At 63.2% G+C, this 26652-nt stretch carries 20 protein-coding genes; 11 read left to right on the top strand and 9 right to left on the bottom strand.

The window, feature by feature from the left end; all coding sequences use genetic code 11:
* Positions 1-4: 4 nt before the first annotated feature.
* A complete protein-coding gene (locus QM712_RS20810; RefSeq protein ID WP_415025013.1) occupies positions 5-820 on the bottom strand; it encodes an SDR family oxidoreductase in 816 nt (271 codons plus the stop codon).
* Entirely contained in the window at positions 817-2031 is a 1215-nt protein-coding gene (locus QM712_RS20805; protein ID WP_415025012.1) for an MFS transporter, read from the bottom strand. Before QM712_RS20805 ends, QM712_RS20810 begins: the two co-directional genes overlap by 4 nt.
* Before the next feature lie 114 nt (positions 2032-2145).
* Between QM712_RS20805 and QM712_RS20800 the strand changes: the two genes are divergently transcribed.
* From QM712_RS20800 to QM712_RS20790, 3 genes are all read left to right on the top strand, one after another.
* Complete coding sequence (locus tag QM712_RS20800; protein ID WP_415025011.1) at positions 2146-2781, top strand: TetR/AcrR family transcriptional regulator; 636 nt, start codon at positions 2146-2148, stop codon at positions 2779-2781.
* 113 nt (positions 2782-2894) lie between these two features.
* Positions 2895-4343 carry a nucleotide 5'-monophosphate nucleosidase PpnN gene (gene ppnN / locus QM712_RS20795; RefSeq protein WP_415025010.1) on the top strand — a complete coding sequence of 483 codons (1449 nt, stop codon included), beginning with the start codon at positions 2895-2897 and terminating at the stop codon, positions 4341-4343.
* A 52-nt stretch (positions 4344-4395) separates the two neighbouring features.
* On the top strand, positions 4396-5145 hold the full coding sequence (locus QM712_RS20790; RefSeq protein WP_415025009.1) for an alpha/beta fold hydrolase: 750 nt from the start codon (positions 4396-4398) through the stop codon (positions 5143-5145).
* A gap of 71 nt (positions 5146-5216) precedes the next feature.
* On the opposite strand, the gene QM712_RS20785 is transcribed toward QM712_RS20790, so the two are convergent.
* The 4 genes from QM712_RS20785 to guaD form a co-directional block, all read right to left on the bottom strand.
* The gene (locus tag QM712_RS20785) at positions 5217-6494 is read right to left on the bottom strand and encodes a dicarboxylate/amino acid:cation symporter (protein ID WP_415025031.1); all 1278 of its coding nucleotides are present in this window, start codon (positions 6492-6494) and stop codon (positions 5217-5219) included.
* Positions 6495-6814: 320 nt separating this feature from the next.
* Positions 6815-7429 (bottom strand): cupin, encoded by a 615-nt coding sequence (locus tag QM712_RS20780; RefSeq protein WP_415025008.1) that lies wholly within the window; start codon positions 7427-7429, stop codon positions 6815-6817.
* Positions 7430-7450: 21 nt separating this feature from the next.
* Positions 7451-7630: a DUF3606 domain-containing protein gene (locus QM712_RS20775; RefSeq protein ID WP_415025007.1), complete on the bottom strand. Its 180-nt coding sequence runs from the start codon at positions 7628-7630 to the stop codon at positions 7451-7453.
* Between the two features lie 102 nt (positions 7631-7732).
* Positions 7733-9025, bottom strand: a complete 1293-nt coding sequence (guaD, locus tag QM712_RS20770; RefSeq protein WP_415025006.1) for a guanine deaminase — start codon at positions 9023-9025, stop codon at positions 7733-7735.
* Positions 9026-9335: 310 nt separating this feature from the next.
* On the opposite strand from guaD, the gene QM712_RS20765 reads away from it, so the two are divergent.
* The 5 genes from QM712_RS20765 (at position 9336) to ligD (ending at position 16855) form a co-directional block, all read left to right on the top strand.
* The gene (locus QM712_RS20765) at positions 9336-10079 is read left to right on the top strand and encodes a pyridoxine 5'-phosphate synthase (RefSeq protein ID WP_415025005.1); all 744 of its coding nucleotides are present in this window, start codon (positions 9336-9338) and stop codon (positions 10077-10079) included.
* 60 nt (positions 10080-10139) lie between these two features.
* The gene (gene gap, locus QM712_RS20760) at positions 10140-11198 is read left to right on the top strand and encodes a type I glyceraldehyde-3-phosphate dehydrogenase (protein WP_415025004.1); all 1059 of its coding nucleotides are present in this window, start codon (positions 10140-10142) and stop codon (positions 11196-11198) included.
* Between the two features lie 88 nt (positions 11199-11286).
* Entirely contained in the window at positions 11287-12354 is a 1068-nt protein-coding gene (pdxA, locus tag QM712_RS20755) for a 4-hydroxythreonine-4-phosphate dehydrogenase PdxA (RefSeq protein ID WP_415025003.1), read from the top strand.
* A gap of 484 nt (positions 12355-12838) precedes the next feature.
* Positions 12839-15631, top strand: coding sequence for an EAL domain-containing protein (locus QM712_RS20750; protein WP_415025002.1), 2793 nt, complete (start codon positions 12839-12841; stop codon positions 15629-15631).
* Positions 15632-15847: 216 nt separating this feature from the next.
* A complete protein-coding gene (gene ligD / locus QM712_RS20745; RefSeq protein ID WP_415025001.1) occupies positions 15848-16855 on the top strand; it encodes a non-homologous end-joining DNA ligase in 1008 nt (335 codons plus the stop codon).
* A 151-nt stretch (positions 16856-17006) separates the two neighbouring features.
* Here ligD and dinB read toward each other — a convergent pair whose 3' ends face one another.
* The 3 genes from dinB to QM712_RS20730 all read right to left on the bottom strand — a co-directional run bounded on the left by dinB (position 17007) and on the right by QM712_RS20730 (position 20953).
* Positions 17007-18047: a DNA polymerase IV gene (gene dinB / locus QM712_RS20740; RefSeq protein WP_415025030.1), complete on the bottom strand. Its 1041-nt coding sequence runs from the start codon at positions 18045-18047 to the stop codon at positions 17007-17009.
* A gap of 157 nt (positions 18048-18204) precedes the next feature.
* Positions 18205-18876: an SOS response-associated peptidase gene (locus QM712_RS20735; RefSeq protein ID WP_415025029.1), complete on the bottom strand. Its 672-nt coding sequence runs from the start codon at positions 18874-18876 to the stop codon at positions 18205-18207.
* A gap of 10 nt (positions 18877-18886) precedes the next feature.
* Positions 18887-20953, bottom strand: coding sequence for an ATP-dependent helicase (locus tag QM712_RS20730; protein ID WP_415025000.1), 2067 nt, complete (start codon positions 20951-20953; stop codon positions 18887-18889).
* A gap of 191 nt (positions 20954-21144) precedes the next feature.
* On the opposite strand from QM712_RS20730, the gene QM712_RS20725 reads away from it, so the two are divergent.
* From QM712_RS20725 to QM712_RS20715, 3 genes are read left to right on the top strand one after another with little or no spacing between them, the layout of a single operon-like run.
* Complete coding sequence (locus QM712_RS20725; protein ID WP_415024999.1) at positions 21145-21906, top strand: ImuA family protein; 762 nt, start codon at positions 21145-21147, stop codon at positions 21904-21906.
* Positions 21821-23344, top strand: a complete 1524-nt coding sequence (locus QM712_RS20720; protein ID WP_415024998.1) for a Y-family DNA polymerase — start codon at positions 21821-21823, stop codon at positions 23342-23344. Before QM712_RS20725 ends, QM712_RS20720 begins: the two co-directional genes overlap by 86 nt.
* On the top strand, positions 23341-26637 hold the full coding sequence (locus QM712_RS20715; RefSeq protein ID WP_415024997.1) for an error-prone DNA polymerase: 3297 nt from the start codon (positions 23341-23343) through the stop codon (positions 26635-26637). The genes QM712_RS20720 and QM712_RS20715 overlap by 4 nt, the downstream gene beginning before the upstream one ends.
* The last annotated feature ends 15 nt before the right edge of the window (positions 26638-26652 follow it).

Raw genomic sequence — 26652 nt, 5'->3', positions numbered from 1 at the left:
ACCATCACCAGGGCAGGCGCTCGTCACCGAAGAAGAAGCCGCCGGTTGGGCCGTCCTCGCCGAGGCTGGCATATTGGACGGCGATCGCAGCACCTTCCTCGGCGCTCATGTTGGCGCGGCCGCCACCCATCGAGGTGCGCAGCCAGCCCGGATGGATGGCGTTGATCTTGATCGGCGTGCCACGCAGCTCTTCGGCGAGCAGGATGGTGAAGGCGTTGAGCGCGGCTTTCGAGGTGTCGTAGCCCAATGCGCGGACCGGATAGACCGGCGAGCTCGGGTCGGAGAGATGCGTGAGCGATCCGCGGATGCTCGAGACGTTGACGACGCGAGCGGCTTGCGCGCGCCTCAATAGCGGCAGCAACGTCTGGGTCAGGAAGACCGGCGCGAAGAAGTTGGCCTCAAAGGTCTCGCGAACTGTGGAGGGCAAGGCGCCACTGGGCGGCGGGTCCGCAGGCGTGCCGCCGTCAACGCTGTCGAGCAGGATGCCGGCATTGTTGATGAGAATGTCCAGCCGACCGTGCGTCGACTCGATCGCGTCATAGGCGGCTTTGCGGTCACTTACGCTCGTCACGTTGAGCTTGAGGCTGGAAGCCGTGAGCCCCGCGCCACGCAGCCCTTTGGCAGCGGCCTCGGCCTTGGCCACATCGCGAGCGGCGACGATGACATGGGCCCCCCGTTCCGCGAGTTGGCGACAGATCTCGAGACCGAGACCACGCGCGCCGCCCGTTACCAGGCCAACTTTGCCTGAGAGCGACGAATGGGTTGCGCTCGTAGAACCAGCCGTCCGGTCAATACTGCCTGTGCCGAGTTCGATCGTCATGGGATGTCTCCGGACGTGCAAGGAACGGGCGCTGGCGAGGCGACGCGCGATCGCAATGCCAGCGGAATGAGGGCGCCGGCGATGCAAACAGCGCCGCCCGTGAGGAAGGCCGAGCCGATTCCCGATGTGTCGACCAGCAGGCCGCCGATCGCAGCGCCCGCCGAGAGCGCGATCTGGAAGGCGCTGACCATGAGCGCGGAGCCGGCCTCGTAGAGGCGCGGTGACGAAGTGAACATCCAGATCTGGACGCAGACGGGAACGGCTCCGAAGGCGAAGCCCCACGCCATCACCATGATGATCGCCGGCGCGCCGGTCGTTGTCGCGGCTGCGATCACGGTCAGACCGACAGCTGCGGCCGAGACCGCGATGGCGCTGCGGATGTCGCGAACGGCGAAGCGTTCGCCGGCAAAGGCACCGGCGATGCCGGTCACGGCATAGCCCGCCAGAGCGAGCGCCACGCCATCCTGCGTGAGCCCCAGCGTGTCGCGCAGATAGGGCTCGAGGAACGTGTAGGCGATGAAATGCCCACCGGCGACGAAAGCGCTGGCGAGAAGACCGACCCGGGCCATCGGCACCTTGGCAAAGGCGATGAGCCGACCGATGTCGATCGGGATCGTGGTCGGCAGACGCGGCAGGAAGGCGAGCTGCACGAGCAGGATCGCCAGGCCGAGCACGACATTCGCGGCGAAAACCATGCGCCAGCCGGCCCAGTCTCCGACGACCGCGCCGACCGGCATTCCAAAGACCGTGCCGGCGGAGATGCCGAGAGAGATGATCGAGGTCGCCCGCGCCCCGGCGCTTTCCGGCACCAGCCGCCGCCCGACCGCGACGGCGAACGACCAGAGGCCGCCGACGGCGAGGCCCAGCACGAGGCGTCCGACCAGGAAGACGGCGAAGTTCGGAGCGAGCGCGCCGATGAGATTGGAGACGACGATCGCGGCCGTGAGGGCCAGCACGACGATCCGGCGGTCGGCATCGCGTGCCAGCATGGTCAGCAGCGGAGCGGCGAAGGCCGCGACAAATCCCGGCGCCGTGACGGAGAGACCGGCCACTCCTTCCGAGACCTGCATGTCTGCGGCGAGCGGCGACAGCAGGCCGATGGGCAGGAACTCCGTCGTTACCAGCAGGAACGTACCTGCCGCAACCGAACCGACCCCGGCCCATCCCGTCAGAGTCGCCCGCTGATCCTCTGACTTATCGACGCCCCTCATGCAGGCTCCAATACGATACTAAATGTTATGGTATTGAGCGATATCGTATCTCGACAAATGCCGTCAAGAATTTTATAATGGGCAGTATCAAAAAGAGGTGAGGCTAAGCGGACGATGGGCCGGCATCGCGAATTCGACCTGGACGTGGCGCTCGAAGCCGCGCTGCGGGTGTTCTGGGAAAAGGGCTATGAGGGGACGTCGTTCGACGATCTGACCGAGGCCACGGGTGTCGTGAGGCCGGGGCTCTATTCGGCCTTCGGCAATAAGGAAGCGTTGTTCCTCAAGGCGCTCGATCGTTACGACCACACTTACACGGCTTACTTCGCCGAGGCGCTCGCGCAGCCGACCGCGAAGGAGGTGGCCCGGCACATCCTCGAAGGCAGCGTCAACCTCGTCACCTGCTATGCGAAGAGCCCCGGCTGCATGTCCGTCAACGGCGCGCTTGGCTGCTCCGATCATTCCGCCAGCATCCGCGACGAACTCTTCAAGCGGCGCGATGCTGCCCAGCAGGCGCTTCAGGACCGCCTCGCGCGCGCACAGGCAGAGGGCGATTTGAGAGCGGATGCGGACTGCGCGATGCTCGCGGGTTACATCATGGCCGTCACCCACGGCCTCGCGGTCCAGGCGAAGGCCGGACTGTCACGCCCAGCATTGATGGCGATCGCCCGACACGCGCTGTCGACCTGGCCTCCAGCGACTGCTGATCGAGTGACCCTCAGGCGGACGGCGCGTCCAAAGAACCGCCCGTGAGATCGTTGCAATGAAGGTGTGGCGTGATCAGTTCTGATCATGCCACACGCCATCTCAGGGTGTATCCACGCCGCTCGATTTCCGGACGAGGATGGCACGGAGGCGCGGGCTTTGTGAGTGGACCGGTCGCAGTCACGACGAGCAAGATCACGCTTCTCCCCCTGACGGTCGAACGGGCGCAGGCTGACGTCGACGCCATTACCTTTGTGAACGCTCGCGTCGCGCCCCGCGGCAGCCTTGAAAATCTATCCCATGGAGAGGTGGCCAAGCTGCTGGATCGCAGCCAGGGCGGCCTCTATCCGCTTTTCCGCCGATGCGCGCTCGCTGTCATGAGTTCGGGCAGCTACCGCGATGATGCGCGCTCTCTCCTGGAGCAATATCGCGATTTCGAAGTGAAAATCGTGCAGCGCTCGTGGGGCATCAAGCTGGAAATGCATCACGCGCCCGGCACAGCCTTTGTCGACGGCGAGATGATCCACGGCGTGAAGGAGCATCTCTCAGCGGTGCTGCGGGATATCATTTACACGGCCAACGAAATTGTCGACAGCGGCCGTTTCAACCTGTCTGATCCCGACGACATCACGAATGCTGTATTCCACATCCTGCGCAATGCTCATGCGCTCGGTGCTAAAACGGAGCCCGACCTCGTCGTCTGCTGGGGCGGGCACTCCATCACCGGAGAAGAATACGACTACAGCAAGAAGGTTGGTTACGAACTGGGCTTGCGGCGACTGAACATCTGCACCGGCTGCGGGCCTGGCGCAATGAAGGGGCCGATGAAGGGCGCCACGATCGCACACGCGAAACAACGCATTCCTCATGCTCGCTATGTTGGCCTGACCGAGCCCGGCATTGTCGCCTCGGAGCCACCCAACGCGATCGTCAATCAACTGGTGATCCTGCCTGACATCGAAAAGCGCCTCGAGGCTTTCGTGCGTCTCGGCCATGGCATCATCATTTTCCCAGGCGGAGTCGGCACGACCGAGGAAATCCTTTACCTGCTGGGATTGTTGCTGGACCCTGCGAACGCAGATCAGCCCATGCCTCTGGTTCTCACAGGTCCGGCTTCAGCTCAGTCCTATTTCAAACGCGTGGACGACTTCATTGGCCTGACGCTCGGCCCGGAAGCACAAAAGCGGTACAGCATCATCATCGATAATCCACTCGCTGTAGCGCGCGCGATGTTGAAGGGCGTCGAACGGGTCCGCGAGTATCGCAAGACGACAGGCGAAGCCTATAACTTCAACTGGAATCTCCGGGTGCCCCCCGCTTTGCAGACGCCCTTTGAGGTGACGCACGATGCCGTCGCGGGGCTGGAGTTGAGTTTGGATCAGCCCGTGCATGCGCGAGCCGCCAATTTGCGTCGCATGTTCTCCGCTCTGGTGGCAGGCAATGTACGAGCCCCCGTCATCAAGCAAGTCGAAACACTGGGACCTTTCGAGATACGCGGTGATCCGAAGTTGATGGCATGCATCGACACGCTGCTGGCCTCCTTCGTCAAAGAGAGGCGCATGACGTTGGCTGGCGACTACCGTCCGGTGTATCGGCCGCTGACATTCTAGCGCCGGGTCAAGTCAGAGCGTCAGTCCTTGCTGATAGGTTTCGGAGGTGCCCATGACCACCCCGTCCCAGCCTGACAAGATCTTTGTTCTCATTCACGGCGCCAACCACGGCGGCTGGTGCTACGACCGTGTCGCGGCGATCCTGCGATCACAGGGGAATCAGGTGTTTGCGCCGACGCTCGCGGGGCTGGCGGAACGCGCTTCGATGGACGCGCGCCGCATCAACCTGACGACCCATATCGACGAAATCGTCGCACTGTTTGAACGGGAAGACCTCCGAGACGTGATCCTGTGCGGCCACTCCTATGGTGGCATGGTCATCAGCGGCGTCGCAGACCGCATCCCGGACCGGATCGGCAATCTCGTCTTTCTCGACGCTGTCGTGCCTGAGAGCGGCAAGTCCATGAACGATTACGTCTTCCCCGGGTGGCGGCTCCTCCCGATCATGATTTCTGTCTGGCTCTTTGGTCGGGGCTGCAGACTGACGCCGCCGCCGCCAGCCTGGTTCTTCAAGGTGAACAAAGCGGACCAAGCCATGGTCAACCGTCGTCTCACCTCGCAGCCATATGCGACCCTGACAGAGAAGATCAGGATCGGAAACAACGGCGACCGCATCCCCACCCACACCTACATTTACGCTACAAACTGGGGGAATCCTCAAATCACCAAGCAGTACGAACTCGCGAAACAGCGTGAGGGCTGGACTGTGTTTGAGGTCGAGTCTGGCCACGACATCATGATCGACGCTCCCAAAGAATTGGCCAACCTTCTGTTGCTGCCGGCGGGCCGGGCGGCGGTGTGATCCGATGCGGTGCATCGGCACAGCCCTGCGCCGACCACGAATGATCGGACCGCCCGCATCCTGCTCGTTCGCTAGGAAGCCGCTGAATGCAGCGGCGTGCCGAGGTCAGCCTTGCCGACAGGCGCGAGCTCGCCCAGCACCCCGTCCCATTTGGCAACGACCGACGTCGCGATCGCATTGCCAAACACGTTGGTGGCTGTTCGACCCATGTCCATAAAATGATCGATGGCCAGGATGAAGGCAACGCCTTCGACCGGAAGATGAAACTGGCCGAGCGTGGCGGCGACGACCACAAGACTTGCGCGCGGTACGGCGGCGATGCCCTTGCTCGTCACCATCAGCGCCAACAAGATCACGATCTGGGTGCCAAGGCTGAGGTCGATATTATAGGCCTGAGTGATGAAGAGGGTCGCAAAGGTCGCGTACATCATCGAGCCGTCGAGATTGAATGAATAGCCCAACGGCAATACGAAGCTGTAGATCCTGCGCGGCACGCCGAACCTGTCGAGTTGTTCAAGCATCTTGGGATAGGCCGCTTCCGAAGACGCTGTCGCAAAGGCGATCAGCACCGGCTCGCGGATGTACCCCGCCAGTGTCAGCATTCGCCGGCCTAGCACCGCAAAGCCGGCGAAGCCCAGCAGCAGCCAGAGAGCCACAAGCCCAACGTAGAATTCGCCTATCAATTTGCCGAAAGTCACGAGCACGCCCAGGCCCTGCACCGTCACCGACGAGGCAAGCGCACCGAACACGGCCAGCGGGGCGATGCGCATGACATAGCTCGTCACCTGAAGCATCAACGCGACGATGGCTTCGACGAGCGCGACGATGGGCCTGGCCTTTTCGCCGATCGCTGTGAGCGCGACGCCCACAAACAGCGAGAAGACGACAATCTGAAGGATCGAATTCTCCGCCATCGCCCCGACCATGGACGTGGGGAAGATGTGCATAACGAAGTCGCGTAAGTTGAGCGTCGCGTTTGGGACGTCGGCCGCGCCGCCGGTGCGCGTGAGGCCGAGGCCGTCACCAGGCTCGAACAAGTTCACGAAGACCAAGCCGAGTGCGAGGGAGAGAAGGCTTGCGACGATAAACCAGGCGATCGCGCGCCCGCCGATCCGACCCAGCGCCGCTCCATCATTCATATGAGCGATGCCGGCCACCAGGGTGGAAAAGACCAGGGGGGCGATGATCATCTTCACCAGATGGAGGAAGATGTCGGCGAACAGGTGGAAATAGCCCGCTACGTCCTTGGCCGTTGCCTCGTTCCCGGCAGTCGAAATATTGGCGCCGAGCCCCGCCATTACGCCAAGGACCATACCGGCCAAGATCAGGAGGGGCAGTCGGTTCGTCAGCGCGGACTCCTCAATATGAATGGGTCAAAATGCGTCAGGCGCGCTCATGCACCGGCTCAGGTGTTGCACCCGCTAATCCATCATGGCGACCGGTACATGGTCAGAACTGATCATCTCTCGCCTTTGCTGAAATCAAGCGCGCCGCAGCTTGCCGCCGAGCGCAGCTCAAAGGCTGCGACAAGTGTGCGCCATCGAGGTCAATGATGCGTGAGAGTGCGCATCGGGTTGATCAGCCGTGCGCGCTGCACTCGGGATTGAGGCCAGACGGGTGGCATATTTGGAGAGGAGAGAATCCCGGTCGGATGGACGGACCTTACCGCTCAGCCGCGCTTTCCGCGCCCGCGCCACAGCTCTGTCAATGGTCCATTCTTGCCATAGACCGGGTCTGTGCCCGGGGGACCGACCTTCGCGATGCGCTTGATGGCGGCCGGGCGGTCTCGGCTGTCGGTGCACTCGTCATAGGTGCCGCTCTTGGGGTAGGCGCCGACCACGAGAAAGTTGCGAGAAGCCTCGATCAGGCGGTGCCCCGTGCCCGCCGGTAGCACGACAACATCGCCGGCCTTCAGCGACACGATGCGTCCCTTCACCCCGCCGCACTCGACTTTTGCGTCACCGCGCGCAACGCCCATCACCTCGTGGATCTGCGAATGATAGTGGACGAAGTCATACACGGAATCGCGCCAAGACCTTCCCCACCCATTCGCCTCGAACACCGTGTCGATGACGGTCGCCATGGCGAACGTTCGAGAGCGGGCTGAGATTGCGCCGCGATAAATCAGCAGGGGAAACCGCGGATTATTGGGCACGATCCCGTCGTCAGCGAACCGCAAAGCCATTGGCTTGCGGGGCCTGACCAGCGTCTCAAGCGAGCCGCGATCGGGACGGTCCTCCACAAGCTTCTTGGCGTAATTCTTGATCTGGTCCTTGATCGGCATCGCTACCCCGCGCTGTCGAACTCAGAGCTTTTCGGCGGCCCTGTTGAGCTTCTCTCGATTGTTGCCGATCTTCTTGATCAAGTTTCGGGCCTGCTCGGCGGAAATGCCGTGCTTCCGGGCGAAATAGCTGACTTCGTAGCCCTCATTGCCTGCAACCCGGGCCCGGTCTTGTTTGCCGCGCTTCGACTTATTGTCTGCCATCGACGTCCTCCATGGGTTTTCTGTGGAGGTACCAACGGCTGGTGGAAATTGTGGTTCAGTTGGTGTCGACCTGATTTCAAGAAGGTGAGGGCCCAGGAGCCATCAAAGTAGCGCTCGCGCGTGAGCGCGGCAGCCCGCGATATAGGTATAGGCGACCCCGCGGTCATCTCCGAGGATCTGCAGCGCGAACAGACGCTCGGCCAAGCGTTTCCCAGCCGTCCGGCGGGCCATAAGAGGGGTCGCGGCGCAGTCCAATATGACGAAGTCCGCTTCCTGGCCGACGGAAAGCGACCCAATGCGATCGCCTGCGCCGAGCAAGCGCGCACCCCCAGCGGTCGCAAGGTGAAGTGTACGAAACGGGTCGAAGGAATGGCCACGCAGTTGCCCCACCTTGTAGACCTCGCCCATGGTGTGCAGCATCGAGAAACTGGTGCCCGCGCCGACATCAGTTCCGATCCCGACACGCACGCCGTGTTCGTCCGCCCGCGCGAGATCGAACAGGCCCGAACCCAGGAAGAAATTGCTGGTCGGGCAGTGCGCGATACCGGCCCCGGCCTGAGACATTCGGCCGAGCGCACGGTCGCTGATATGGACGCAGTGAGCGAAAATCGAGCGCGGGCCGACCAGTCCGAACCGGTCATAGACGTCGAGATAATCGACAGCATCGGTGAAGCGCGCGGCGACCGCGGCGCATTCCTGCGCGGTCTCGGCCAGGTGGGTGTGCAGCAAGACCTCGGGATGCCTCGCCAGAATGTCACCGGCGCTCGCGAGCTGCGCGTCGGTCGAGACAAGCGCAAAGCGTGGCGTCACGGCGTAGCCCAGCCGGCCGCGACCACGCCAGCGCGCGATCAGCGCTTCGGTGTCGGCCCGGCCGGACACGACGTCGTCCGCCAGATTGCCCGGGGCGAGATCCGATAGCGTCTTGCCGGACACGATCCGCATGTTGCGCGCCTGTGCCGCCGTGAACAGTGCGTCGACGGACTGGACGTGCGACGTAGCAAATACCAGCGCGCTGGTGGTCCCGTTGCGCAGAAGCTCATCGAGGAAAAATGCTGCCACGTCATCGGCATGGCCCCGGTCACTGAAGGCGGCCTCCGCCGGATAGATGTGCCGGTCCAACCATTCCAAGAGGTGCCCGCCATGCGCCGCGATCCGATCGGTCTGCGGATAATGCACATGCGTGTCGACGAAGCCTGGCACCAGCAAGCCATCGAACCGCTCGACCGCAATATCCGCGAAGCGCGCACCGAGCTCCGCGAACGCGCCGCAGGCAACAACGAGCCCATCCTCGACGACCAGAAGACCATCCGGCCAGTGCCGGATGCCACCCTCGCCAGCAAGGGCCGGGTCGTGCGGGACCGTTAGTATCTCCGCCCGGAACGCCGACAGCGCCATGCAGATGACTTCCCCAAAGACCTCGGTCGCAACAAGCCCATCAAGATCGCCGACGCGCTTCGCGGCAAGTGCCGATACTGGCGACGTGAGATGAAACGTTCGCCTCAATTCGTTCGGGGGGCGACCCCGGATGGCCCCGGCAGGCAAGCGATCAGCCATTAGCGCGATAGCGCATTACCTTCATGAGCAGTTCTAATCATGCGCGGCACTGCCGAATCCGCTAGGCGGTCAACTCACAAATCCGAATGGTCGAGAATGCGTGAATCCGCCAGTCGGCAGCTTACGGGGACTGGCCGACGAGGGGAGCGATATGCCGACTCGCCTGAGTGTGAACCTCAACAAGGTCGCCCTGCTGCGAAACTCGCGGCGAACAGGGGTGCCCGATCTACTTACATTCGCTCAGCTTGCTTATGACGCAGGCGCAGACGGGGTCACCGTTCATCCGCGGCCCGACCAGCGCCATATTCGCGATGAAGACGTCCACGCTCTTGCGCAATGGATCGCACCTCTCCGGTCAACCTTCGAGCTCAATATCGAGGGCTATCCCGACGATCGGATGTTCCAGATTGTCGCAGCCGTGCGCCCGCATCAATGCACGCTCGTCCCCGATCTGCCTTCCGCATTCACGTCCGAGGACGGCTGGAAGTTTGATGAGCGAGATGGACCGATATCGGCGCGGGACCTGGTCGCACGATTCAAGACGGTGTCGGGCCGTGTGATCGTGTTCATCGATCCCGATCCTGCCGTGGTCGCGGGCGTGCTCGGAAGCGGAGCCGATGGCGCCGAAATCTATACGGGTTCCTACGCGGCCGAGCATCGCGCTGGCGGCCCCGGGCCGATCCTCGCTGTCGCGACAGAGGCGGCAGGCGCTCTCCATGCCGCAGGCCTCAGAGTCAACATCGGACACGACCTCAATCTTGCGAACCTTCCCGATCTGATCGCAGCGATGCCGCCGATCGCAGAAGCCTCCATCGGACACGAACTGACCGCCGACGCGTTGAAGATGGGCTTCGCCAGCGCCATTGCGTCGTACAAGGCCGCGCTCGCGCCCTGAATGAAAGTCCGCTTCCAAAATTGAACGGGGATATCGCGGAGCGAGGATCGGAGTGCCGACATGCGCACTCTTCCTCGCTCCCCGCTTGGTGATGACGAAGATGAGGGCTCGGAATTGACGTCCAAGGTTCGGGTCGGAATCAATGGCTTCGGCCGCATTGGGCGTATGGTTTTTCGGGCCGCAATGACTCGGGAGGATGTCGAGATCGTCGCCGTCAATGACCTGCTCCCCATCGATCACCTGGCCTACCTTCTGAAATATGACAGTGTTCATGGCCGCTTTAACGGACAGGTCGCTGCAGACAAAAGCTCGTTGTGCGTCGATGGGCGCGAAGTTGTCGCGTTCAAGGAAAAGGACCCAGGCGCCATCGGGTGGAGCGATGCGGGAATAGATCTCGTCATTGAATCGACCGGGCGCTTCCTGACCTCGGCGCAAGCGCAGCGCCACTTACAGGCGGGCGCGGCGAAGGTGTTGTTCTCGGCACCGCCGGAAGACGATACGCCGGTGTTCATCATGGGAGTGAACGCTTCGGACTATGCCGGGCAGGCCATCGTCTCGAATGCGTCCTGTACCACCAATTGCGTGGCGCCGTTGGCCAAGCTCGTCAACGATCTCTTCGGGCTTGAGGAAGCGCTGATGCTGACCGTCCACGGCGTGACGGCGGCCCAAAATACCGTGGACGGCGCCGCGCCTGACGACTGGCGTTACGGGCGCAGCGTCTTCAACAATGTGATCCCGGTGAAGACCAGTGCAGCCCGCATGGTCGGCAGGGTCATTCCGGCTCTTCGCGGACGCATGGATGGCATAGCGGTGCGCGTGCCCACAGCGAACGTGGCGATGATAGACCTGACCTGCCGGCTGCGATCCAAGACGTCCTACGCAGACATCTGCGCCGCGGTGCGCGAAGCGGCGGCGCACTCCTACCGGGGCATAATCGAATATTGCGATGAGCCAGTCGTTTCGATCGATATGTGCGGGAATCCTCACAGCGCCATTTTCGACGCCCTGGCCGGGATGCAGAGCTCTGCCGGGCTGACCAAGCTGGTCGCCTGGTACGACAACGAATGGGGCTATGCCCACCGCTTGCTGGACTTCGCAGCCCAAATCGTCCTCCACTGAAGGAGCGCCGGATGTCCCCCGTGCCCGCGACATCAACATGCGCCGTCCCGCACGGAATGTTTCACACGGCGCTTGAGGCGTAGAGCCAATGTCCGAGGTCGATTTAGCTGTCCGTCACCACGACGGAGGTGCCACTCCAGATCGCTGCACCAAGCCTCTGGCGCTGACGCTCGGCGACCCCGCCGGGGTCGGGCCGGAAATCGTGGCCAAGGCGTGGGCGGCGCTCAAAGGTACAGGGCCCGCGTTCACCGTCATCGGAGACGCCGCTGTCCTGGTGGCGCAAGGCGCACCGGTGCACGGCGTGTCCACCATGTCCGAAGGGGCGGCCCGCTTTGCTGACGCGCTGCCGGTCCTGGACCGGCCGGTGCGGGCGCCGGTGTCAGCTGGCCAAGCCTCCGCCGACCATGCGCCGGCGATCGTCGCCTGGATCGAGAGCGCGGTGGAGCTGTGCCTTGCGGGCGAGGCCGCGGGCGTCGTCACGGCGCCAATCGCCAAGGCGCCACTCTATGAGGCGGGGTTCAAATTCCCCGGTCATACCGAATTCCTCGCCGAGCTGACGCGGGGCAAACCGATCCCAAGCCCTTTGGGCCTGACCAGGCGCGGCCCGGTGATGATGCTGGCCTCGGGCGATCTGCGCACCGTTCTCGTCACGATCCACGAACCCTACGCGAAAGTCCCCTCGCTGCTGACCGTCGAGCGCATCGTCCACACCGCCGCGGTGACCGCCGAGGCTCTGAAGAGCGACTTCGGCATCGCCCGTCCGCGCCTCGCGGTTGCCGGGCTCAATCCGCACGCCGGCGAGAGCGGCCAGATCGGGCGTGAGGAGATCGAGGTGATCATCCCCGCGGTGACCCAGCTGCGAGCCCTTGGCATCGATGCGGTGGGTCCAAAGCCCGCCGACACCTTGTTTCATGCGGAGGCTCGAAGGACCTACGACACAGCGGTCTGCATGTACCACGACCAGGCCCTGATCCCGGTCAAGATGCTCGACTTCTGGAGCGGCGTGAACATTACCTTAGGCCTGCCGATCGTGCGGACCTCGCCCGACCACGGCACGGGCTTCGACGTGGCCGGGAAGGGCGTTGCCCGACCCGACAGTCTGATCGCCGCCATCCGCATTGCCCACGAAATCGCCAGCCGGCGCCGCCGCGCGTAAGCATCGACACCCGCGGCCTCTCGCGCGACGGCAGATGAGGATAGGGCAACGTCGATGCTCGCGTCCTTGCGCCGTGCAGCGCGACCGCATGCGGTCGATACGCAAAGGCTTTCGCGTCGAAAAATTGCCTCTCTCCACGCTCCACAGATGCAAGGAAACGCGCGCGATCGAGACGGCCCGCGGTCCGGGCTTCAAATCGACGTCCGCTCACCCTGCGACTGAGCTGATGCGGCTTAGGCCAATCCGCCCAGTGTCGCTCATCAACAAGCCGATCTCAGGCCGCGGCGACTTGGCGGTCTCCGCAAAGTTGTTAGGCGGGTGATGCAAGAACAACGCATAATTCGTCACGTCGCGCGGCGGAGCGTTTCATTTCGTCACCATTGGCCGATCACATCCGTTGCTTTCGCCAACCTCATTTAACCGGGTATTTCGGCGCGTGCACTACAACAGTGAGAGCAATCTATCCTCACTCCGATATCGCTCCATGCCCGTCGCTGTTCGTTCTTTCCTTTACCGCCTCATCTCGTCGCGTCCGATTACGATCGCGGCAGTGACCGGCATTTGCCTGGCTGTTTCAATCACGATTGCGGCCATGCTGCTGGTGCGGCATCTGCGCGATCGCGAGATCTCCGACAACACAAGCGAACTTGCGACATACGCGACGCTGTTATCGGCGCATCTTGAGAGTTCCTTCGCGGTGCTCGAGGCGGTTCAGGATGGCGTGCTGGCCCAACTGCGTGCAGACAACGTCGCGGCAGAACAGCAGTTCGTCGACATGGCCTCAACATCGACCATGCACACTATGTTGACGGCGCGCGTCAGCGCGATTCCCTTCATCGGCGGTCTTACGCTTGTCGATAACCGCGGCATGCTGGTGAACTCGACGTATTATTGGCCCATGCCATATCGAGATTTATCGGACCGAGAGTATTTTCACGTCATCAGCAGCGCAGAGGGACCGGATCGCTTCGTAACGCAGCCTCTGGTCAACCGCGCGAATGGCGAATGGACCATCTATGTGGCGCGGCGGATCACCTCGCCAACAGGCGTCTTTCTCGGCGTGCTGCTCGGCGAAATGAGGTTCTCCTATTTCGCGCGATACTTCTCGGTCATTGCGCAGCAGCCCGATGCGGTCGTGTCAATGTTCGACCTCACAGGCGTGCTGCTCGTTCGGCATCCTGAAATCGAGGGCGCTGTGGGAACGGTGCCAAACTCGGTCTCCCGCCAGTTGTGGCAGCAGGGGCGGGACCGCGGCACCACGCGGGGCGTGAGTGCGATCGATGGCATGGACCGCATCTTCGCCTTTGATCGTCTTCCGCACTACCCGATCATCGTCAGCATCTCTCGATCGATCGACGCCGTGCTGGCGCCATTGCGCGAGCAACAACGTTTCATTGCGTTTATCGCCGTCCTGCTGGATTTGGCCGTCGTGCTCGGGCTCTTCGTCGTCTTTCGCTATATCAAAGGGCGCAACCGGCTGAAGAGCCTGGAGGCGTCGCTTGTCAAAGCCGAGATCGACCGCGCCGTTGCGACGGAGAACAGGCGTTTCACCATCGCAGTGAACGCAATGGCGCAATGCCTGATCATGTTCGACCGCAACCATCGGCTGATCGTCATCAACCCCAGCTTCCGAGAGGTCTTCGGTCTCTCCCCCGAGCGAGTGAAAACCGGCTGCTCGCTCGCCGTTGTTGTGCGTGCAGCAATCGCGAGTGGTTCGGTCACGATGAAGAATGTCCGCCGTCTCAAGGCGTCACTCAACATGAATGAAGACGCCTCCGAGGCCATGTCTGCCACGTGGGACATCAACAATCATCGCTCGTTGCTCGTCGGTTTCGACCGCAGCCCGGACGACGGCTGCCTGATGACGGCCGTGGATATTACCGAACGGCGCCGCGCTGAAGCGCAGATCTTCCACATGGCGCGTCACGATGGCTTGACCGGTCTGAAAAATCGGACGGAGTTTCGCGAGCGCCTTGACAATGCTGTCCGCGCTGCTGCTCAAGGCCTGCCGCACGCGGTGCTGTTTCTCGATCTGGATTACTTCAAGAATGTCAACGACACCTGGGGGCATCAGGTTGGAGACGCGCTGTTGCAGGCGGTCACCTCCCGCATCCGGCGTTGCTGTCGCACAAGCGATTCGATCGCCAGGCTCGGAGGTGATGAGTTTGCAATCATCCAGCCGCTGACCCGCGGGCTCGAGGCAGCGGAGGTGCTGTGCGAGCGCATTGTCGCCCGATTGAGCCGACCCTTTGAGATCGCCGGACACCAGCTCCATATCGGCTGCAGTATCGGTGTCGCCCTCGCCCCCGATGATGGAACGGACGCCGAAAGTTTGCTGAAATGTGCCGATCTCGCGCTCTACAAAGCCAAGGCGGACGGTCGCAATTGTTTCCGCTTCTTCGAACCTCAACTCCACGACGTGTTGCAGCGGCGGCGCGTGCTAGATCTGGACCTCAGATATGCCATGGCGAACCACGAAATCGCGGTCTTCTATCAGCCCCTAATTAATGCGGGGTCGGGACGGATTTGTGCGTTCGAAGCCCTGCTACGCTGGCGCCGGGCCGACGGCTCGTTTGTATCGCCCAGTGACTTCATTCCGGCTGCGGAAAAGATGGGCCTGATTCATTCGCTCGGTCAATGGGCATTGGCGACGGCCTGCCGGCAGGCCGCGACATGGCCGGCCGAGATTTCAATCGCTGTGAACCTGTCGCCGGTCCAGTTCGCACGACAGGATTTGGTGGATACCGTCCGCAATGCCCTCACCGAGTCCGGTCTGGCGGCGGGGCGCCTGCAACTCGAAATTACCGAAGGATCGTTGTTGGAGGATGTTGCAGAGACCTTGTCGATACTGCAACGGCTGAGGGAATTGGGTGTCAGCATCGCAATGGACGATTTTGGAACGGGGTATTCATCGCTCAGCTACTTGTTGAAATTCCCGTTCGACAAGGTGAAGCTCGACCGATCGCTCATTGCCGAGATCGAGCGATGCGACCAGAGCGACGTCGTTCTCCGATCGATCATAACAATGTGCAACGGGCTTGGGATGCGCACGACGGGTGAGGGCGTCGAGACGGAGGCCCAGCTCGCATTCCTCGAGCGCCACAGTTGCACCGAAGCCCAGGGGTTCTTGATCAGCAAGGCCGTTCCGGGGGACGAGGTGCCGGCACTGCTTGCGCAACGACAGGTCTGCGAGAAAGAGCCGGATGTCGAATGGTCTGAAGCGGCGTCGCCGCTCCAGCCCTTGGACGCCGCCGCCATAGTCGCAACGGCCCGCTGAACCATCACCCGTGCTCGCCGTCTGGCGGTGCGCCTGGCCGATGATCCCATTCCGCGCCGGCGGCTCCATGACGCGAGACAAGCAATGAAAGGTTCCCGCTGCGATCGAAATATATAAATTGGTCAGGCTCGACGCGTCGCTCCATAATGCCCTGAAGAGGGCCCTAGCGACAGGCTGTTGCTTTACGCCCGCGGCCATCAGCGCGGAGAAACCGGAATGCCGCGGAAAGCAGACACACGTCGTAATCCTCAAGGCAAGGCTCCGCCGAGCTGGGTCAAACCACAACTGACGCGGCTTGTGGACCAGCCCCCCGAGGGACCAAACTGGCTTCACGAGATCAAATTCGACGGCTATCGAATGCACGCGCGCATCGACGGCGACGATATCCGTCTTCTGACCCGCACGGGTCTCGACTGGAGCCATCGCTATCGGGCCACCATCTCGGCGCTCCGCGATCTCCCGGTGAAGACCGCTTACCTGGACGGCGAGCTCTGCGCGGTCCGCCCCGACGGGGTGACGTCTTTCAGTCGGCTACAGGCGGCGATGGACGAGGGCCGCACCGGTGATCTGGTTTTCTATGCGTTCGATCTTCTGTTCTTGAATGGAGAGAGCACGACACAATTGCCTCTCGTCGAACGCAAGACGCGCTTGCAAGCCGTGTTTGCAAAGCCGACCCCGGGCGTGCATTTCACCGAACACATCGTCGGCGATGGCCCTAGATTTCATGAGCACGCGTGCCGGATGGCTCTTGAGGGAACGGTTTCCAAGCGAGTCGATCGGGCCTACGCACCCGGCGACCGCGGGATTTGGGTCAAATCGAAATGTCTCAATCGCGAGGAATTCGTGGTCGTCGGTTGGACCGACCCGAAAGGAAGCCGCCCCCACATCGGTTCGCTTCTTCTCGGCTATTACACTGACGACGGGAGTCTCAGATACGCCGGTCGTGTCGGCGCAGGCCTCGCCGTCGCGGAGCTGAAACGAATGTCGCGTCGGCTGGCGCCGCTGAAGGCGACGCGCATGCCCCTCGATATCCCGCCCCCCAGAACAAGTCGGTTCGGCTCGCCGCTGGAACTGTCGCGCGTGCACTGGGTCAAACCGCAGGTGGTCGTCGAGGTCAGTTATCTCACCTGGACTGAAGATAACCTCTTGCGGCACGTCTCTTACGAAGGCGAGCGAGAAGACAAGCCGGCCCGGCTTGTCAAACGTCAGGTTCCACACCCGTGACGCAATGCGCCGCAGCCCGTCGCAGACGCCACAATGATCTCGGGTCTGCGCCTCGAAACGATCAGACGGGAGCGCTGCGCCAGTGCCTGAGCTGCAAATCGGCAAGGCTGCCCGCGCAAGCCGATCGCGAAGGCCATCATGGTCCTGCCGCTTAGAGCTTCAGTCGCAACTGCTCTTCGACGGCGTCATGCTCGTCCGAGAATGACGACAACGTCACTCCAAGCAGGCGAATACCCTTCTCGACCGGAAACAATGGATCAAGAAGCCCGCGAGCCATCGCCTCGACCTCCTCGGCAGATGGAATGAGTTCGGCGACGGTTCGGCTGCGGGTGATCTGTTCGAAATCGCTATACTTGACCTTGAGCGTCACAGTGCGTGCCCGCAGTTGCTTCGCTGCGCAATGACGCCAAATCTTTGCCACCAGAGGTGTGAGTTCAGTCCGTGCAGCATCGAGATCGACAATGTCGGCATCGAACGTATCTTCCGCCCCGACCGACTTGCGCGGCCGGTCTGGTTGGACTGCCCGTTCATCGATCCCGCGTGCGATCTGGTAGTACCATGCTCCCGACTTTCCGAAATGCTCTTGCAGGAAGGGCAAGGATCGCGCCTTCAGATCGGCGCCGGTCAAAATGCCGAGTCGCTCCATCTTCGCCGCCGTCGCCGGACCGACGCCGTGGAATTTCTTCACGGCAAGCGCTTCGACGAACCCCGGCCCCATCCGCGGCGTGATCACCGCCTGGCCATTCGGCTTGTTGAGGTCGCTCGCCATCTTCGCAAGAAATTTGCAATAGGAGATGCCAGCCGACGCATTCAGTCCGGTCACATCCTTGATCCGGGCCCGAATGATCGTCGCGATCTTCGTCGCGATGGCGATACCTTGTTTGTTCTCAGTGACGTCGAGATAAGCTTCGTCGAGCGATAAAGGCTCGATCAGATCGGTGTGCTCCGCGAAGATTTCCCTGATCTGGGCCGATACCGCGCGATAGACCTCAAAGCGCGGCGTCACGAAAATCAGTTGCGGACAACGCCGCTTTGCGGTGACGGACGGAAGGGCCGATCTGACGCCAAAGGCTCGCGCCTCGTAGCTCGCTGCGGCGACCACGCCACGCGCGGCCGATCCGCCGACGGCGACCGGCTTGCCACGCAGTTCGGGATTGTCGCGCTGTTCGACCGAGGCGTAGAAGGCATCCATGTCGACATGGATGATCTTGCGAGCCGATGTACCGGGAGTCGGCTCGCTCCCAGCGGAAGCATGATCGTCAGATGGCGTCGTTTCGCTCAGCATCATCGCCACGCCGCTGCGTGACATCGACAAACCATGGCCTTGGCGATCCTGCCGATGCGCAATGTCACAACAGGGTGTCTTCCTTGAGTTTCGCGGGTGGCTCGACAATGACAAGCATGTCGTCGGGCAACGGACGCTGGAGCTGCTTCACGTCTTCCCATGATCCCGTCAGCCACAATTCGACTTCTTCTGGCGTCGTCAGGATCGCCGGCATCGCCTTCAGATGGATCGGCTTGACGATGCCGTTCGGCGAGGTCGTCAGGAATCCGTAAAGCTCGTATTCCCGCTCGCCGTCTTTCACCTTCCGCACCCCCTTCCATGGCGTCCAGAATCCGGCGAAGAACATCAGAGGCCGATCGGGGTTCTGCGCGAACCACGCATTCGGGACTCTTCCGCCTGGCACCTTGCTGGCGGGGTCGGGTTCAGCGAAAGAAGTGAACGGCACGACGCAGCGGCTGGTCGGGCCAAGCCAGCGCCGCCAATGCGGCGAGTTGACGTTGCGGATGTTGGTGACGCCAGGGTCGTAATTGCCCTTGATATAGGCCGGAGGCGTCGGCATGCCCCAGGTCGTGCGCACGATCTCGCGTTGCCCATCCTCGCCGACGCGCACAATGGGGGCGAGGGTGTTCGGATAGACGTCAAAGGATGGGGCGTTCCATCCCGCCTTGTCGCGGAAGGCCTTGGTGAATTGCATCACGGCATCGCGCGTGGTGGTGAGGTTGTATAAGTTGCACACAGACGCTCTCCTATCGCCACATGCCGCGCATCCGCGCCCCGACATCGATGCGAACCCCGCGCTGCGCTGCCTGTTCCTGCGACGCGGCCGCAATCGGACATGATCGGCGCGCGAAATACCGCAGCAGACTATTCGGAATGAAGCGCGAGCGCGACGCATAGACGTGGCGATCTCCCGTCGGCGTTTGTCCATGTGTGAAGAAACGCTGCGGCACGACGAGGTTGAGGCTGTCTTTGGCCCGCGTCATCGCGACATACAGAAGACGCCGCTCTTCCTCGAGCTCTTCGGAAGTCCCGGTGCCGAGATCTGACGGAATGCAGCCGTCGACCGTATTGAGCACGAAGACGGATTTCCACTCCTGTCCCTTGGCGGAATGAATCGTCGACAGGATCAAATAGTCCTCGTCGAGCAGTGGCACGCCCGCCTGCCCTGACGTCGCGTCCGGCGGGTCGAGCGTAAGCTCGGTGAGAAACCGCTCCCGCGACGGATAGCCGGCGGCGATGTCCTCGAGCTGCAGCAGGTCGGCGCGGCGCATCTCGACATCCTCGTGAATGCGCTCGAGATGCGGCTCGTACCAAGCGCGAACCTGTCCGACCTCCGCCGGCCATCCGGCGGCGCGCGATCGCAAGCCGCAAAGCATCGAGACGAAATCCGGCCAGTCGGCCGAGGCGCGTGGCGGCGTCGGCAGTGCCGTGAGCGCCTCGATTGGCTCGGGGCTTTCAGCGAGGGCATCGAGCGCCGTCTGCGCCGTCGACGGGCCGACGCCGGGCAGGAGCTGCATGACGCGGAATCCGGCGACGCGATCGCGCATGTTCTGCGCGAAGCGCAAGACTGCAAGCAGGTCCTTCACATGGGCGCTGTCGAGAAACTTGAGCCCGCCGAACTTGACGAAGGGAATGTTGCGTCGGGTCAACTCGACTTCGAGCGGACCGCTGTGGTGGCTCGCGCGAAATAGCACGGCCTGCTCCTTGAGGCGCATTCCAGTCTCGCGGTTTTCCAATACGCCCTCGGCGACAAAGCGCGCCTGGTCGGCTTCGTCGCGGACCGTCACGAGGCAGGGAAGCGCCTGCGACTCCCGCTCGGTCCAGAGGTTCTTGGTGAAACGCTCTTTCGCCAAGCCGATCACGCCGTTGGCCGCAGCGAGGATCGGCTGCGTCGAGCGGTAATTGCGATCGAGCGTGATGACGCTCGCCGGCGGCGAGAACTCGCTCGGAAAATCGAGGATGTTGCGCACGGTCGCGGCGCGAAACGAATAGATCGCCTGCGCATCGTCGCCAACGACAGTGAGCCCGCGTCCGGCCGGCTTCAGACCGGTCAGGATGGTCGCCTGCAAGCGGTTGGTGTCCTGGTATTCGTCGACCAGGACGTGGTCCCAACGGCTGCCGATGTCATCGGCAAGCGCCGGATCGCTCATCGTTTGGGCCCAGTAGAGCAGGAGGTCATCGTAGTCGAGAACGTTCTGGGCTTGCTTGGCTTCGACATAGCCCGCGAACAACTCGCGCAACTGTTTCTCCCATGGCGCGCACCATGGGAAATTCCTGCGCAAGACCTCGGCGAGAGGGGCCTCCGCGTTGACGACACGCGAATAGATCGAAAGGCATGTTGCCTTGGCCGGAAACCGGCTCTCGGTCTTGGAGAAACCGAGCTGATGCCGGACAAGGTTCATCAGATCGGCGGAATCCTCACGATCGTGAATCGTAAATTGCGGATCGAGGCCGATCTCGGCCGCATAGTCGCGCAGGATGCGGGCGCCGATGCCGTGGAACGTGCCGGCCCAGGCCAGTGCATCCGTCAGGACGCCTGCCTTGTCGCCGAGCACGCGCGCGCAGATCCGTTCGACGCGCCGCGCCATTTCCGATGCCGCACGGCGCGAGAACGTCATCAACAGAATGCGACGCGGGTCGCTGCCGTGCACGATAAGATGGGCAACGCGATGCGCCAGGGTATTCGTCTTGCCGGAACCCGCGCCGGCAATGATGAGCAACGGGCCTGCAGTCTTGCCGTCAGCCAGGCCGACGCCGTGCTCGACCGCGGCGCGCTGTCTGTCGTTCAATTTTTCCAGATGCGCCGCATTCATCTCCGCCGCCCGATATCCGCTTCAGAATCAAGGATCATCCGCGACACGACGGACGCTGCGCACCCTGTCTCTCATCTTGTTCCGTCCCGTTCGGAAAAGACTCCGATTGACTCATTTCCCGCGAGAGAACAAATAAAGAACATAACAGCGCACGGCGCCGTTGAAAAGCCCTTCGGAGAACCCGTTCGCCCATGCCGGATCGTGCGGCCAGTCCTGTTATTGCCGAGCTTCGCGGGCGCATCGCACGCCTCGAAAGCGGATCGGCACGGGCGCGGGAATTTCTTCCGTTCGGCCCCGACGAGATCGACCGCCGTCTGCCGGGAGGAGGGCTGGCACTCGGCTGCCTGCATGAGGTGGCCGGCGGCGGCAACGGCGCCGTCGACGGCGCGGCCGCGGCGCTCTTTACCGCCGGGATCGCGGCGCGGACCAAGGGCAAGGTGCTCTGGATCGTCACGCGGCGCGACCTGTTCATGCCGGCGCTGGCGCAGGCCGGGCTGCACCCCGACCGACTGATCCATGTCGAGGCCGGCGACGAGAAATCGCTCCTCGCCTGTTGCGAGGAAGGTCTGCGCCATGGCGGTCTCGGCGCCGTGGTCGCGGAGACCGCGCGCCTGTCGATGACAGCGTCGCGGCGTTTGCAACTGGCGGCCGAAAGCTCGGGAACGATCGGCATCGCGATCCGGCGCTGGCGTCGACAAACCGAGGCCGGCGATTTCGGACAGCCGACGGCGAGCGCCACCCGCTGGCGTGTTTCGGTCATGCCGTCCGCGCCGCTGCCGGTGCCGGGGCTCGGCCGCTCGCGATGGCTGCTCGAGCTGATCCGGTGCAAGGCCGGAGAAAGTGCGGATTTCGAAGTGGAAGCTTGCGATGTCACGGGTCGTATCGCTCTTCCTTCCGAGGTGGCCAACCGACCGCCTCAGAAGGACATCGGGCGACGCATCGCCTCCGCGTGATGCGCCGCTCATTCTCGCCAGCCGCGATAACAGGCGGCGTGTCGTCACCGCGCTCGACGCCAACGCCGCGCGCCTGGGGCTCCGCGCCGGCATGGCGGTCGCGAAGGCGCAGGCGCTCGCGCCGGATCTCGTCATCATGGATGCCGACCTGCGTGGCGATGCCGAAGGCCTCGACAAGCTGGCGCTGTGGGCATTGCAGCGCCTTTCGCCGATCGTCATGCCCGATGCGCCGGATGGGCTGGTCATCGACACGACGGGCGCCGATCATCTTCATGGCGGTGAAGCGGCGATGTTGGCAGCGCTCACCGAGCGCTTCGCTGCTGCCGGCGTCGAGGCGCGTGCAGCGATCGCTGACACCTGGGGTGCGGCCCACGCCGCGGCGCGATTTCTCTCGCGTTCGACGCTTGTCGTTCCATCCGGCGGCCTCGAGCCGATGTTGCGACCGTTGCCGATCGCCGCGCTTCGGCTCGACGCTGAGATGGTCGCCAGCCTGCGCACGCTCGGCTTCGAGCGGATCGGTGACCTGTTGGATCAGGCGCGCGCGCCGCTGACCTTGCGTTTCGGGCCGCAGATCGGTCGTCGGCTCGACCAGGCTCTCGGCCATGCGGCCGAACCGATCGAGCCGTTCCGTGCCACCGCCATCATCGAGGTTCGGCGGACCTTTCCCGAGCCGATCGGTGCGGCGGAAACGATTGCCCGCTACACCGCCCATCTCGTCGAAGCCTTGTGCGCCGATCTTGAGGGCAGGGGTCTTGGCGCCCGTCGCCTCGACTTGCTCTTCCATCGTGTCGACAATACGAGCCAGGCGATACGTGTCGGCACGGCGCAGCCGGTGCGCGACGTGAAGCGCCTGACGCGTCTGCTTTGCGACAAGATCGAGGCCGTCGATCCAGGCTTCGGAATCGAGATCATGGATCTTGCGGCAGTGCTCGCGGAGCCGCTCGACACCAGGCAGACCGTGTCTTCTCTCGTGCAGGCGCCGGATCCTGACATCTCCGGCCTGATCGACGTGCTTGCCAACCGCGTCGGCGAACATCGGCTCTGCCGCTTCACCCCGGTTGCGAGCGACGTGCCGGAACGCACGATCGCGAGCATCCCGCCGCTCGCGCCGGAAACCGGCGCCACCTGGCAAGGAGACTGGCCCCGGCCGCCGCGGCTCCTTGCCCCGCCCGAGCCGATCGTAACGATGGCGCTGCTGCCGGATCAGCCGCCGGTCTGGTTCACCTGGCGCGGCGTGCGCCGCCGCATCCGTCGCGCCGACGGGCCGGAACGCATTCGGGGAGAGTGGTGGAAGCGCGATGCCGAGCTGGCTGCGATCCGCGATTACTACAGGGTCGAGGATGATGCCGGCGAACGCTACTGGCTGTTCCGCTCCGGCGACGGCGAGCATCCGGAGACCGGCAGCCAGCGATGGTTCATCCACGGGGTTTTCGGATGAGCGGTCCGCATTACGCCGAACTGCAGGTGACTTCGCATTTCTCGTTCCTGCGCGGGGCGAGCAGCTGCGAGGAGTTGTTCGCGCAGGCCGCCTTGATGGGCATCGAGGCACTCGGGATCGTTGATCGCAATTCTCTCGCCGGCGTGGTGCGTGCGCACGAGGCCGCACGGACAACCGGCATTCGCCTCGTCGTCGGTTGCCGGCTCGATCTCGCCGATGGCATGTCGGTTCTTGCCTACCCTACCGATCGACCGGCTTACGCGCGATTGTGCCGGCTGCTATCGCTCGGCAAGAAGCGCGGCGGCAAAGCGAAGTGCCATCTCGACTGGGCCGACCTTGTCGCCTTTGGCGACGGGCTGCTCATCATCCTGGTGCCGGACGTTGCCGACGAGACCTGCGCGATGCAGCTCCGGCGCCTGCGCGAGGCCTTCGGCGATCGTGCCTACCTGGCGCTGACGCTGCGGCGCCGCCCCAATGATCAGCTTCGCCTGTGGCAACTGTCGACGATGGCGACCGCGGCGAAGGTCGCCCCCGTCGTTACCAACGACGTGCTCTTTCATGAGCCGGCGCGGCAGCTCCTGCAGGACGTCGTCACCGCGATCCGGCACAACGTCACCATCGACGAGCTAGGCCATCGCCGCGAACGTTTCGCCGACCGCTACCTCAAGCCGCCGGAAGAAATGAAACGCCTGTTCGCGCGCTACCCGGAGGCGCTTGCCCGCACCGTCGAGATCATGGAGCGCTGCAAATTCCGGCTCGACGAGCTCGCATACCAATATCCGGAGGAAAAGCTTTATCCCGACCTGACGCCACAGCAGGCGCTCGAAAAGCTGACATGGGAGGGAGCGGCCGCACGCTATCCGGAAGGACTGCCGGACAAGGTCCGTCAAAACCTCGAGCACGAACTGCGTCTGATCGAGCGACTGCAATATGCGCCGTACTTTCTCACCGTCAACAGCATCGTCAGGTTCGCGCGCTCCAAGGATATTCTCTGCCAGGGCCGGGGCTCGGCGGCGAATTCAGCCGTGTGTTACGTGCTCGGCGTCACCAGCATCGATCCCGATCGCAATGACTTGCTCTTCGAGCGCTTCGTCTCCGAAGAGCGCCGCGAGCCGCCTGACATCGATGTCGATTTCGAACACGAGAGGCGCGAAGAAGTGATCCAGTGGGTCTACGAGACCTATGGCCGCGATCGCGCGGCGCTTTGCTCGACCGTCATCCGCTATCGCGCCAAGGGCGCGCTGCGCGATGTCGGCAAGGCGCTCGGCCTGCCTGAAGACCTCACCAAGACACTGTCTTCGCAGGTCTGGGGCTGGTCTGAGGGCGTCGAGACGAAACACGCCGAAGGCCTCAATCTCAACATGGCGGACCGGCGGCTGCGGCTTGCCCTCGAACTCGCGCACCAGCTCGTCGGCACGCCGCGGCATTTGTCGCAGCACCCCGGCGGATTCGTGCTGACGCGGGACCGGCTGGACGAACTCGTCCCGATCGAGCCCGCCGCTATGCAAGACCGCCAAGTCATTGAATGGGACAAGGACGACATCGACAGCCTGAAGTTCATGAAAGTCGATGTGCTGGCGCTGGGCATGCTGTCCTGCCTGAGACGCGCCTTCGACCTGCTCGCCGAGCACAAGGACATTCGCCTCGATCTGGCGACCATCCCGGCCGAGGATCCACGCACTTACGCGATGATCCGCAAAGCGGATACGCTGGGCACGTTCCAGATCGAAAGCCGCGCGCAGATGGCGATGCTGCCGCGCATCAAGCCGCGCACCTTCTACGATCTCGTCATCGAGGTCGCGATCGTCCGTCCGGGACCGATTCAGGGCGACATGGTCCATCCCTATCTTCGCCGCCGCGAAGGCAAGGAGGACGTCGTCTATCCCAAACCTGAGCTTGAGGCCGTGCTCGGCAAGACGCTCGGCGTTCCGCTGTTTCAGGAACAGGCGATGCGGGTGGCGATCGAGTGCGCCGGCTTCACCGCAGGCGAAGCCGATCAATTGCGCCGCGCCATGGCGACATTCAAGCATACGGGCGGTGTCTCGAAATTCGGAGAGAAGCTGATTGCCGGCATGGTGGCCAACGGCTACGCCCGCGACTTTGCCGAAAGGACGTTTTCGCAACTTGAAGGGTTCGGCAGCTATGGCTTTCCGGAATCGCACGCCGCAAGCTTCGCGCTGATCGCTTACGCGTCATCCTGGATGAAATGTTGGCACCCCGACGTGTTCTGCGCGGCACTGCTCAATGCGCAGCCGATGGGATTCTACGCACCAGCGCAGATCGTGCGCGACGCGCAGCAGCACGGCGTGGACATCCGCCCGGTTTGCATCAATGCCTCACGCTGGGATTCCATCCTCGAACCGCATGATGGCGACGACGGCCGCTTCGCCGTCCGCGTCGGATTGCGGCTGGTGAAGGGGCTCGGCAACGCCGAGGCTGCGCGTCTCATCGCCTGTCGTGCAGACAAGCCCTTCGCCTCGGTCGATGACATTTGGCGGCGGGCCGGCATTCCCGCGGCCGCTCTGGTGGAGCTCGCCCACGCCGATGCGTTCCGACCCTCGCTCGGCCTTGCGCGGCGCGAGGCCCTTTGGGCGATCAAGGCATTGCGGGACGACCCGCTTCCGCTGTTCGCGGCCGCTTCAATCCGCGAAGCCGAACCGATCGCCGAGCAGACGGAGCCGGTCGTGTCGCTGCGGCCGATGACGGCAGGCAGCGAAGTCGTGGAGGATTATGGCCATACCGGACTGACCTTGCGCCAGCATCCGGTGTCCTTCCTTCGCGCCGACCTTGCCCGTCGGCGCATCATGACCTGCGCTGACGCCGTGGCCTGTCGCGATCGACGCTGGGTCGACGTCGCGGGTCTCGTGCTCGTGCGCCAGCGGCCAGGGTCCGCGAAAGGTGTCATGTTCATGACCATCGAGGATGAGACCGCCGTCGCCAATCTCGTCATTTGGACGGCTGTATTCGAAAAATATCGTCGCGTCGTGCTCGGCGCCGGCATGATCGGTGTCAGAGGCAGGGTTCAATGCGAGGGCGAGGTGGTCCACGTTGTCGCGCACCATCTGACCGACCTTTCAGGAGAGCTCGCGAGCGTGGGCGCCCGTGAAGCGGCGTTTCCGCTTCCGCATGGCCGCGGTGACGAATTCCATCATGGTTCGCCGGCTCCCGATCCGCGCGGATTGCCCAAGCCGCGCAACCTCGTGGACCCGTTATGCCGATCTCGGCATAAGGGGTCTTATCCCGAGCCTGAGACTATGCCGAGCATCATGATCAAACCGCGGGATTTCCGATAAGGATCGCCAACGGAA

This window comes from Bradyrhizobium sp., assembly GCF_047605465.1.
Lineage (GTDB): Bacteria > Pseudomonadota > Alphaproteobacteria > Rhizobiales > Xanthobacteraceae > Bradyrhizobium.
Note: the sequence above shows the minus strand (reverse complement) of the source record. Positions and strands in the feature narration are given on the sequence as shown.